This is a genomic window from Limimaricola litoreus (assembly GCF_024159025.1).
Lineage (GTDB): Bacteria > Pseudomonadota > Alphaproteobacteria > Rhodobacterales > Rhodobacteraceae > Limimaricola > Limimaricola litoreus.
In genome coordinates, this window is sequence record NZ_JAMYXC010000110.1 from 1 (window position 1) to 10,542 (window position 10,542).

12 protein-coding genes are annotated in these 10,542 nt (G+C 67.9%); 7 read left to right on the forward strand and 5 right to left on the reverse strand.

What is annotated here, in order from left to right; all coding sequences use genetic code 11:
• Positions 1-408: 408 nt before the first annotated feature.
• Positions 409-720 (forward strand): hypothetical protein, encoded by a 312-nt coding sequence (locus NHG85_RS07160; RefSeq protein WP_253331111.1) that lies wholly within the window; start codon positions 409-411, stop codon positions 718-720.
• A 51-nt stretch (positions 721-771) separates the two neighbouring features.
• Here the strand turns inward: NHG85_RS07160 and NHG85_RS07165 are convergent, their stop codons facing one another.
• The 3 genes from NHG85_RS07165 to NHG85_RS07175 all read right to left on the reverse strand — a co-directional run bounded on the left by NHG85_RS07165 (position 772) and on the right by NHG85_RS07175 (position 3,059).
• The gene (locus NHG85_RS07165; protein ID WP_253331112.1) at positions 772-1,446 is read right to left on the reverse strand and encodes an SDR family oxidoreductase; all 675 of its coding nucleotides are present in this window, start codon (positions 1,444-1,446) and stop codon (positions 772-774) included.
• A gap of 111 nt (positions 1,447-1,557) precedes the next feature.
• Entirely contained in the window at positions 1,558-2,427 is an 870-nt protein-coding gene (locus NHG85_RS07170; RefSeq protein WP_253331113.1) for an XdhC family protein, read from the reverse strand.
• A gap of 5 nt (positions 2,428-2,432) precedes the next feature.
• Positions 2,433-3,059: a c-type cytochrome gene (locus NHG85_RS07175; protein WP_370362991.1), complete on the reverse strand. Its 627-nt coding sequence runs from the start codon at positions 3,057-3,059 to the stop codon at positions 2,433-2,435.
• 236 nt (positions 3,060-3,295) lie between these two features.
• On the opposite strand from NHG85_RS07175, the gene NHG85_RS07180 reads away from it, so the two are divergent.
• The 3 genes from NHG85_RS07180 to NHG85_RS07190 are packed head-to-tail and all read left to right on the forward strand — an operon-like array spanning position 3,296 to position 6,532.
• Positions 3,296-3,778 (forward strand): (2Fe-2S)-binding protein, encoded by a 483-nt coding sequence (locus NHG85_RS07180; protein WP_253331115.1) that lies wholly within the window; start codon positions 3,296-3,298, stop codon positions 3,776-3,778.
• Positions 3,778-6,069, forward strand: a complete 2,292-nt coding sequence (locus tag NHG85_RS07185) for a xanthine dehydrogenase family protein molybdopterin-binding subunit (protein ID WP_253331116.1) — start codon at positions 3,778-3,780, stop codon at positions 6,067-6,069. Before NHG85_RS07180 ends, NHG85_RS07185 begins: the two co-directional genes overlap by 1 nt.
• Before the next feature lie 16 nt (positions 6,070-6,085).
• Complete coding sequence (locus NHG85_RS07190; RefSeq protein WP_253331117.1) at positions 6,086-6,532, forward strand: hypothetical protein; 447 nt, start codon at positions 6,086-6,088, stop codon at positions 6,530-6,532.
• Between the two features lie 59 nt (positions 6,533-6,591).
• Here NHG85_RS07190 and NHG85_RS07195 read toward each other — a convergent pair whose 3' ends face one another.
• Together NHG85_RS07195 and hppD are read right to left on the reverse strand one after the other, a co-directional pair.
• Positions 6,592-6,966 carry a Rieske (2Fe-2S) protein gene (locus NHG85_RS07195; RefSeq protein ID WP_253331118.1) on the reverse strand — a complete coding sequence of 125 codons (375 nt, stop codon included), beginning with the start codon at positions 6,964-6,966 and terminating at the stop codon, positions 6,592-6,594.
• Positions 6,963-8,075 (reverse strand): 4-hydroxyphenylpyruvate dioxygenase, encoded by a 1,113-nt coding sequence (gene hppD / locus NHG85_RS07200; protein ID WP_253331119.1) that lies wholly within the window; start codon positions 8,073-8,075, stop codon positions 6,963-6,965. The genes NHG85_RS07195 and hppD overlap by 4 nt, the downstream gene beginning before the upstream one ends.
• A 183-nt stretch (positions 8,076-8,258) precedes the next feature.
• Here hppD and NHG85_RS07205 point away from each other — a divergent pair, with 183 nt between their 5' ends.
• From NHG85_RS07205 to NHG85_RS07215, 3 genes are all read left to right on the forward strand, one after another.
• Positions 8,259-8,735 (forward strand): Lrp/AsnC family transcriptional regulator, encoded by a 477-nt coding sequence (locus NHG85_RS07205; RefSeq protein WP_253331120.1) that lies wholly within the window; start codon positions 8,259-8,261, stop codon positions 8,733-8,735.
• 97 nt (positions 8,736-8,832) lie between these two features.
• Complete coding sequence (locus NHG85_RS07210; protein WP_253331121.1) at positions 8,833-10,083, forward strand: aminotransferase class V-fold PLP-dependent enzyme; 1,251 nt, start codon at positions 8,833-8,835, stop codon at positions 10,081-10,083.
• A 166-nt stretch (positions 10,084-10,249) separates the two neighbouring features.
• A partial coding sequence (locus NHG85_RS07215) for a hypothetical protein (RefSeq protein WP_253331122.1) occupies positions 10,250-10,542 on the forward strand: 293 nt, incomplete at its 3' end.

Genomic DNA, 10,542 nt, shown 5'->3' on the forward strand with positions numbered 1-10,542 from the left:
AGCCCGGTAGCTCGTCAGGCTCATAACCTGAAGGTCGCAGGTTCAAATCCTGCTCCCGCAACCAGTACCCCTACATCGCCACCGCGCTCGTCAGGCTCATAACCTGAAGGGCTGAGACCGTCTTGGAAACGCTCCAGTGGAGCGGTTCAGGTCTCGACGGGCGGAGCCCAGGCGCAATGGCCGAACCAGCGTTCGTGCCCTTATCTTCAGCGGAAATGCCCGTAGAGGTGCCGACGGGGGCTGCCCGCGCCCGTACGGGCCCCGCCTCCCGCGCAAAGGCGCTTCCGCATCTGTTGATCGCCCGTGCACTGGGCGCATCGGACCTGCAACCCATATATGAAGTGGGGGCGTTGATCTCCGCGGCATCTCCTCCGAGCTTTTTCCGTTCCTGCGGAGAAGGAGGTTACGATGTTCAAACGTCTCGTGACCGCGGCGCTTTTGTCCGGAATGGCGGCGACGGCACCGCCTGCCGCCGCGATGGGCTGTGCGCCGCGCGACCATATCGTGGAGCGTCTGAAGGACCGCTACCTGGAAGCGCCGACCGCCGCCGGGTTGGAGACCACCGTCGAGACACGGCAAAGGTTGCTCGAGATCTGGTCCAATCCCGACAATGGCAGCTACACTGTCCTGCTCACCGATCCGACAGGCATCAGCTGTATCGTGGGATACGGGTCGGAATTTCGCGTGCTCAAAGCGCCGCCGAAAGGCGAATTGGGCTGATCCGCTCCGACCGGGACGCCTTGGCGGCACGCGCAACGCCGCGTTTCCGGGTCAGCCTGTCGGCATGATGAACATCTCGCGCAGGTCCGAGGTCTCGGACTGGTCGAGCGCGAAGACCACCGCCCGGGCGATGTCCTCGGGCTGGATCTTGTCGGGCTTGGGCTCCAAGAAGAAGGGCGTGTCGACCATGCCCGGCGCGATCACCGTGCAGCGCCCGCCCCATTCGCGCATTTCCTCGCTCATATTGCCCGCGTAGCCATGCACGAACCATTTCGTTGCGCCGTAGATCGAGCCCGCGATGTGCCGCTTGCCCGCCGCCGAGCCGGTCAGCACCAGCTGGCCGCGACGCTTCTTCAGCTCGGGCAGGGCCACGCGTGCAGTATAAAGCAGCGCCATGATGTTGAGATCGATCATGCGGCGCCATTCTTCGGGGTCGCCCTCAACGGTGCCGGGTGTGTCGAGGCCGGTGCCGGCATTGGCAAAGGCCGCATCGAGCCCGCCCTTGGCCTCGACGAGCCGGGCCACGGCGCGTTCCTGCGCCGCGAGATCGGTGGCGTCGCCCGGCAGGGCCAAGGCCCGGTCGCCCAACTCGGCGACAAGAGCGTCGAGCTTGTCGGCACTGCGGGCCATCAGCCCGACGTGCCAGCCTGCGGCCACCGCGGTGCGGGCGGTGGCGGCGCCGATGCCCGAGGACGCGCCGGTGATGAAGAGAACGCGGTCTGTCATGTGGATCTCCTGTAGGTCGGCCTGTGCCTGAGGTGGCCCTCGGCTGCTACGAGACAAGGGCTTCCGCACCCATCGCGTCAGCTCTCACCCTTGGGTTCGTTTCAGACAGGTTTACTGCGTGGCGGCAACGATCTCGGCCAGCACCGAGACGGCGAGCACGCGCGGATCGCGGCTGCCCTTGATGAGGCCGATCGGTCCGCGCACCCGGGCGAGCGCGGCTTCGTCCCACCCGGCGGCGCGCAGCACCTCGAGCCGGCGCGCCTGTGCCGTGCGGCTGCCCTGGGCGCCGATCCAGAAGGCGGGGGAGCGCAGCGCCGCGTCGAGGATCTCCGTCTCGCGCTCGTGCTCGTGAAAGAACAGCACCACGGCGGTCGCGGCGTCGGCATCCCCGGGCGCGAGCCTGTCGCATCGCAGGGTCGGATAGCCCGCCGCCTGCGCCAGCTTCGCGAAGGTCGCGGCTTCGGGGCCGGTGCCGATCACAGCCATGCGCGGGTCGGGGCGGATCTCCAGCTCGGGCAGATCCGGCAGGCAGAGCCGGGCCGGGCGGCGGGCGCGCAGATCGGCGAGAGGTGTATCGAAATGCGCGCCGGGGGTGACGGGGGCGAGCACCACGTCGAGCCCGCTGCCGCAGGGCAGGCGGATGTCGAGATAGGGCGATCCGCGCCCGTAGCGCAGCTGCCGGGGCCTGCCTTCGGTCAGGGCCTCGGCGGCGTGCAGCGCGAGGTCGCCCTCGATGCAGCCCGAGGACAGGCTGCCCACCGGCGCGCCGCTCTCGGGAAAGGCCATGACGGCCCCGAGCGGGCGGTAGAAGGCGCCATCGATCCCGACCAGCATCGCCAGCACCCCGCCGCGCTCGGCCAAGGCGGCAAGCGCCGGTTCGACCTCGGAGGCGGTCAGCGCAAAGGCCGTGACGGCGGAAGGCAGCACCTCCGCCGTCACGGCGCTTTGCGTCATCTCGACCGAAGAGGGGTGCTGACCCACCGGGCTCAGTTCGCCGTATCGGTTTCGGTGTCGGTGTCGTCCATCATGTCGTCCTTGGAGTGATCCATCTCGTCCATGTCGCCCATCGCGGCCTCGCCTTCCATCTCCGTCTCCATGCCGCCTTCGGCCATGTCGTCGCCCATCTCGAAATCCGGGCTGAAGGTCGCGAGATAGGCGTAGAGGTCAGCCGCGACCTGCTCGTCGCGCACCTTGTAGGCCATCTTGGAGCGGGCGCGGTTGTCATCGAGCGCCTCGCGCAGGAAGGCGGTCGGATCCTGCAGGTAGGCCATGGTGTTCTCGGGACCCCAGACCACGGTCTCGAACTCTTCGCCCGTGGGCGCGGTGCCGGTCAGGTCTTCCTCGGGGGCGAGCTCGCCATAGGCGACGATCGCATCGCTGTAGCGGAAATCCTCGACCGCACCGGGGGCGCGCCCGATCACGCCGTGCAGGTTCGGGCCGATCCGGCCATTGCGCCCGGCGAGCACTTCGCCGCTCTCGTCGGCGATGATGTGGCAGCTCACGCATTGCCGCGCGAATTCGGATTCACCGTTGGCGACGTCGCCTTCCACTTCCTGGGCGAAGGCGGGGGCGGCGAGCAGGGTGGTGGTGGCGAGGGCGGTAAAGAGTTTCATGGGCGGGTCCTTTCGGCTGAAATTCCAGATCCGCGGCACCGCCAATGGCGCATCACCGCCTTTGTTAATCCACATCATGGCGTTGCGGTTCCCCTCTGTCTCGACGTCACCTTCTCTCGAAAGCGAAGAATCGCGGATCTTGACTGGATCCTTGTCACCTTTGCCCCATGTCGCGGCATGCGAAAAGCGGTCGGCGGCGCGCCGGACCGGGATCGACGAAAGAGGAGAACACCGGGATGGTCAAGCTAGTCATCAACGGCGAGGAACGACAGTTCGACGGCGATCAGGACACGCCGCTGCTGTGGGTCCTGCGCGACGAGATGGGTCTCACCGGAACGAAATACGGCTGCGGCATCGCCGCCTGCGGGGCTTGCACCGTGCATATCGACGGCGCGCCCTCCTTTGCCTGCGTGACGCCGGTGGGCGTGCTCGAAGGCGCCGAGGTCACCACCATCGAAGGGCTGTCCGAGAAGGGCGATCACCCGGTGCAGGAAGCCTGGCGCGATCTCAACGTCGCGCAATGCGGCTACTGCCAGGCGGGCCAGATCATGCAGGCCGCAGCCCTGGTGGACCAGTACGACACTGTCACCGACGAGGACATCGACGCGGTGATGAGCGCGAACCTGTGCCGCTGCGGCACCTACCCGCGGATCCGCGCGGCGGTGAAGCAGGCCTCGGCAGCCAAGTCCGGCACCCCCACCGAAGCGGAGACCCAGTGATGCGCAACAGCTCGATCATCAACGTCAGCCGCCGCGGCATCCTGGGCGGCATGGGTGCGGGCGCCTTCGTGCTCGCCGTGGGCCTCCCCCGTCCGGGCCGCGCACAGGAAGAAGAGCCGGACTTCGGTCGTGACGCCATGCCCAACGGCTGGCGCGATGATCCCAAGATCTTCATCGCCATTGCCGAGGACGGCATCGTCACCGTGACCTGCCACCGGCAGGAGATGGGTCAGGGCGTGCGCACCTCGATCGGCATGGTCGTCGCCGACGAGCTGGGGGCCGAATGGGAGAACGTCCGCGTCACCCAGGCCCCGGGCGACGAGGAGAAATACGGCAATCAGGACACCGACGGCTCGCGCAGCCTGCGGCATCACTTCATGCCGCTGCGTCGCGCCGGTGCGGCCGCGCGCACCATGCTGGAGCAGGCCGCCGCCGATCAATGGGGCGTCGATGTCTCCGAGGTCAAGGCAGAGGGCCACAAGGTGAGCCATGCGGGCTCGGGCAAGTCGCTGGGCTACGGCGAGCTGGCCGCTGCCGCAATGGATCTCGAGGTGCCCGCGCGCGACAGCCTCAAGCTCAAGGACCCGTCTGAGTTCCGCTATATCGGCAAGAACTCGATCGGTCTCGTCGACAACATGGACATCACCACCGGCACCACGACTTACGGCATCGACGTGCGCCGCGATGGCATGCTCTATGCCGTCGTCGCCCGGCCCCCCGTCTATGGCGGCACGGTCAAGTCGCTCGACGACAGCGCGGCGCTGGCCATCGAGGGCGTCGAAAAGGTCGTGCGGATCGAGCCTTCGGAGTTTCCGACCGAGTTCGCCCCGCTGGGCGGCGTCGCGGTGATCGCGCGCAACACCTTCCTCGCCATGAAGGGGCGCGACGCGCTGCAGATCGAATGGGACGATGGTCCCAACGCCGATTACGACAGCGAGGCCTACCACGAGACGCTGTCGCAGGCGGCGAACTCAAGCGATGGCAAGGTGATCCGCGACGAGGGCAATTACGACGAGGCAGCCGCGGGCGCCGCGCAGACCGTCGAGGCGGAGTACTACATCCCGCATCTCGCGCAGGCACCGATGGAAGCCCCCGCCGCGGTGGTCGAGATCAAGGACGGCCAGGCCGAGGCCTGGGCCTGCGTGCAGGCGCCGCAGGTGACGAAGCTGCGCCTGGCCGAACGGCTCGGGCTCGAAGAGAGCGCGGTCAAGGTCAACGTCACGCTGCTGGGCGGCGGTTTCGGCCGCAAGTCCAAGCCTGATTTCGTGCTCGAGGCGGGCATTCTCAGCCAGGCCATGGACGGCACGCCCGTCAAGCTGACCTGGACCCGCGAGGACGACATCCACCACAGCTACTACCACACCGTCTCGGTCGAGAAGATGTCGGCGGGGCTCGACGAGAGCGGTAAGACGATCGCATGGCGGCACCGCACGGCGGCGCCGACCATCGGCTCGATCTTCGCGCCCGACCCGATGCAGAAGCTGCCCCTCGAGCTTGGCATGGGGCTTCTCAACATGCCTCTGGCGATCGAGAACATCCGCGCGGAGAACCCGCAGGCCCCCGCCCATGTGCGGATCGGCTGGTACCGCTCGGTGTCCAACATCCCGCATGCCTTCGCGATCCAGTCCTTTGCCGCCGAGCTGGCGGAGGCGGCGGGCCGCGACCAGAAGGAGTATCTCCTTGAGCTGATCGGACCCGCGCGCGAGATCGACCCGACCAACCAGGGCGACGTGTGGAACTACGGCGAGAATCCGGATGTCTACCCGATCGACACCGGCCGCATGGCGGCGGTGGTCGAGGCGGCGGCGGACGGGATCGAGTGGGGCCGCGAGATGGAGGAGGGGCGTGGCCTCGGCATCGCCGGGCATTACAGCTTCGTCTCCTATGTCGCCGTGGCGGCCGAGGTCGAGGTGGTCGATGGCGAGGTCACGGTGCCGCGCGTTTCGATCGCGATCGACTGCGGCGCGCATGTGAACCCCGACCGCATCCGCAGCCAGATGGAGGGCGCGGTGATCATGGGCGTCGGCCAGGCGCTGATGACCGAGGTGACCTTCGCCGAGGGCCGCGCGGTGCAGGACAACTTCGACACCTACCTCATCCCGCGGATGGAGCAGGCCCCGAAGCGGATCGACGTGCATTTCGTGGGCTCCGACGCGGCCTACGACCGCCCGCTCGGCGGTGTCGGAGAGCCGGGCCTGCCGCCCGTCGTGCCCGCGATCACCAACGCCGTCTTCGCCGCCACCAAGAAACGCATTCGCCGGCTGCCCATCGCCGACCAGCTGCGCAGCTGAAGGGAGATCCATCGTGATGAAGCTCAAGACCACAGTGGCGGGGGGCGTGCTGGCCACCTTCCTCGCCGGCCCCGCCCTCGCGCATGATTGCACGGGCCGGATCGACGATTTCGAGCGCCTGCTCGATCTCGCCGCCAAGCAGGCGATCTCCGCCTCCTCGAGCGGACAGGCCGTCGCCGGGGCGCGCGAGGCGCAGGCGATGGAGGACAGCGGCACCGCCGAGGAAGATGACGAAACCGGCAGCGCACCCGATGCTTATGACGGCGAGCCGGTGATCCCGGTGCAGGACGAGGCCGAGGAGGCCGCCGCCGTCGAGGAAGCCGACGAGTCGGGCGACGCGGGCGAGCGGGTGATCGAAGCGCGCACTGAGCTTCAGCAGGCGCGCGAGATGGCCGAAGGCGGTGACGACGCAGCCTGCATGGATGCGCTCGACGAGGTGATCATCAAGGTGATCGCGAACTGAGGCGCAGCCCTCGTCCGGAAATCGCGACAGGCGGGGGTCTCGGCCCCGCCTCTTTCGCATCACCCGTCAGACATCGCGCATGCGATCCTGATCTCCCCCTCATGCGTCTCCAGCGGCACGTGCAGCAGCGCGCAGCCGAGCCCTTCGCCTGCCACGCCCTTGCCAGTCGCGGCGTCGAACATCGCGCCATGGGCCGAGCACATCAGCTTTGCGCCATCCTTCGACAAAAGCTGCCCGCCGCGATGGTCGAGCGGCAGGAACTGGTGCGGGCACATGTTCACATAGCCCCTGACGCCCTGCGCCGTGCGCACCAGCAGCAGGGGGAAATCCCCGGCCTCGCTGGTGACCGTCAGGCTCAGGGCCGGTTCCGCGGGCGCGTCCTGCAGGATGACCGTCCCCGGGGCGGGGGCGGCCCTGAGGTCGGACCATTTCATTCGGCGGCTTCGGGTTTCAGCACACCGCGCCGGATCTGGTCTTCCTCGATGGATTCGAACAGCGCGCGGAAATTGCCCTCGCCAAAGCCGTCGTCGCCCTTGCGCTGGATGAACTCGAAGAAGATCGGGCCGATCACGGTCTTGGAGAAGATCTGCAGTAGCACCCGCGTCTCGCCGCCGCCGACCACGCCTTCGCCGTCGATCAGGATGCCGCGCTTTTGCATCCGGTCGATCGGCTCCTCGTGGCCCTTCACCCGCGCATGGCTCATCTCGTAATAGGTGGCGGGCGGCCCGGGCATGAACTCCATCCCCGCTTCCGCGATCCTGTCGGTGCCGCCATAGATGTCGTCGCAGGCGATGGCGATGTGCTGGATGCCCTCGCCCTTGTATTCGCGCAGGTATTCCTCGATCTGGCTGTTGTCGTCGGCGCTCTCGTTGATCGGGATGCGGATCTTGCCGTCGGGCGAGGTCAGCGCCCGGCTGGTCAGGCCGGTCTGCTTGCCCTTGATGTCGAAGAAGCGGATTTCGCGGAAATTGAAGGTGTCGGCGTAAAAGCGGTACCAGGTGTCCATGTTGCCGCGCACGACGTTATGGGTCAGGTGGTCGAGGTAGTAAAAACCGAAGCCCTCGGGGCAGGGGTCGGCCTCGCCGAGCCAGTCGTAATCGGCCTCGAAGGCGCTGCCCTTCTCGCCGTAGGTGTCGATGAAATAAAGCAGCGAGCCGCCGATGCCGTAGACCGCCGGGGCGTCGATCGCCTTGCCGTCGCCGGTGTATTCCTCGGCCCCCAATTCGACCGCCCGCTTCAGCGCGTGCTGCGCATCGACGACGCGCCAGCCCATCGCCGGGGCGCAGGGGCCGTGATCCTCGACGAACTGCGCGGCGTGGCCCTCCGGGTCGGCGTTCAGCAGGTAGTTGATGTCGCCCTGCCGGTAGAGGGTGATGTCCTTCGACTTGTGCTTGGCGATGGGCACGAAACCCATCTGGCGAAACAGCTTGTCGAGCACGGCCGGATCGCGATGGGCGAATTCGACGAAGGCGAAGCCGTCGGTGCCGGCGGGGTTCGTCTCGCTGATCGTGGCCTTGGGGGCATTGTGCGGAAAGGGACCCATCGGGCGACCTCCTCATGGCTGCGGTTGCCGCCATTGTGCCGCAGCGGCCGCGCATGGGGTGTGCATCTTGCACCTCAAGCCGAACTTGGATTGCATGTTTCGTGCATCAAGCTCGCATTCTCCGTTCAACCCGCGCAGCCACCAAGGGTATCGTGCAGCAAGCGGGCACGAAGGAGAGGCTACATGACGCTGGACGAATTCGACATCGCCATCCTGCGGGCGCTGCAGGCGGACGGGGCGCTGACCAATGCGGCGTTGTCGCAGCGGGTGCATCTGTCAGCCTCGCAATGCTCGCGCAGGCGGGCGGCGCTGGAAAACGCCGGGCTGATCGCGGGGTATGCCGCGCGGCTCGATGGGGAGAAGCTGGGCTTCGGTCTGCGTGCCATCGTGCGGGTCAACCTGCGGCGTCACGGCGGCGACAACGACCGCAGCTTCGCGCGCTTCGTGGAGCGGCGGTTCGAGGTGCGCTCGGCCTTTTCGGTCTCGGGCGACGCGGATTACATCCTCGATCTGCGCACCCCCGATCTCGAGGCCTTTGCCCGCTTCATCCACGAACACCTCTTGCCGCACGACCAGGTGGCGCAGGTGCGCTCGGAGATCGTGTTGCGCACGGTCAAGGACGAGCCGGGCGTTGACCTGTCGCGGCATCCCTGCGCCTGACCGGCCCCCGGCTTCGGGCGATTGACCCTCGCGCGATCTTGTACACTATCGCGCCGACCACAGCCGCCGGGGCCCCCGGCCGAAAGGATGAAAGCCGATGTTCGACGCGCAGCCGCAATTGATCGAGGAAATCCGCAACCGTTTTGCCCATGTCTCCGACTGCCCGTTCCAGGGCGAGCGGATCTTCTTCGAGAATGCGGGCGGGGCGCTGACGCTGAAATCGGTGGTCGAAACCTCGGCCCGCTTTGCCGCCATCCCCGACAACCCGGGCCGCGACAACCCGGCGGGCCAAGCGGCGGTCGAGCTGATCGCGCGGGCCAAGGAGGACATGGCAGTGTTCTTCAACGCGCCGGGGGGGCAGTTCATCGCCGGCGAAAGCGGCACGGAGCTGCTCTTTCGCCTGATCGGCGCGGCATGCCTCGGCACGCCGGAAGGCCGTGTGCTCGGCTCGACGCTGGAGCATCCCGCGACCCGCTCGGCCGCCGACCGCTACGCCCCGATCGGCAACAAGCGCCACGTGCTGGTGACGCATGACGATGCCACCGGTTCGGTCGATGCGGACAGCTATGCGCCCGAGATCACGCCCGACACCCGCGTCGCCACGATCCTGCACACCTCTCCCGTCACCGGCATGGGCGTCGATGTGGCCGCGATCGCGGCGAAGATCCGGCAAACCGCGCCCGAGTGCTACATCATCGTCGACGGCATCCAGCACGCGGCGCATGGAAGGCTCGACCTCGCCGCGCTGGGCGTCGATGGCTACGTGATCTCGCCCTACAAGGTGTTTTCGCGCCATGGCTACGGCATCGCCTGGCTATCGGACCGGCTGGCGGCGCTGCCGCATGACGGGCTGATGGGCGCGCCCGGCGCGCCGTGGGAGCTTGGCACGCGCGACGCGGGCGCCTATGCGGCGTTCTCGGATGTCGTCGCCTATTTCGACTGGCTCGGCCGGCAGATCGGCGACCACGACGACCGCCGCGCGCGGATCTTGGCCGCGGGCGAGGCGATCCATGCGCAGGAGGCCGCGCTCACGCGGGCGATGCTGCACGGCGCGGGCAACCTGCCGGGGCTGGCGAGCTTCGAGGGCATCACCGTCATCGGCGGCGTCGACAACCCCCGCCGCGAGGGGCTCGTCTCCTTCGCGCTGGCCGGTTACGCGGCGGGCGATATCGTCGCCGCGCTCAACGCCGCCGGGATCCGCACTCATATCCGCAAGGCGGACCACTACTCGGGCAACATCCTGACCCCGCTCGGGATGGAGAGCTGCGTGCGCGTCTCCCTGTGCCATTACAACACCGAGGCCGAGGTGATCCGCTTTCTCGCCGCGATGCGCGACATCGCCAGCTGAGCGCCCGGCCCGGCCTGGTCCTTGCACATGCCGGGGCGGGCCTATGCCAAGGGGCCAGCGGCGCAGGGGTCGCGCGACCCAATGCCCGCTATGAGCGATTTCGTACAGGTTTCAATGCTTTCCTTCGCGCGTTCGCCGCCTATCTGATCGCGCGGGAGGATTGCAGATGGATATTCGGGTTCACGATGCGCCGGAGAGCCTGCCGATGCGGGATGCCGCCGAGGTGGCGGCCCGGCTGCGGCGCTGGGTGCCGCTCGGCGGGGAGATCGCGCAGGCCTGGAGCACGGCCGGGCGCGTGGTCGAGCATGGGGGGCGTTACCCGGCCTGCCAGTTCGACGAGGCGGGGCTGCCGCTGGTGCAGATGCGCGCCCTCATCGCCGAGTTGCGGCCCGTGCTGTCGTCCTCGGGGATCGTCGGCTGGCTCGGCACGCCCTGCGCGGCGCTGGGCGGCCTGCGCCC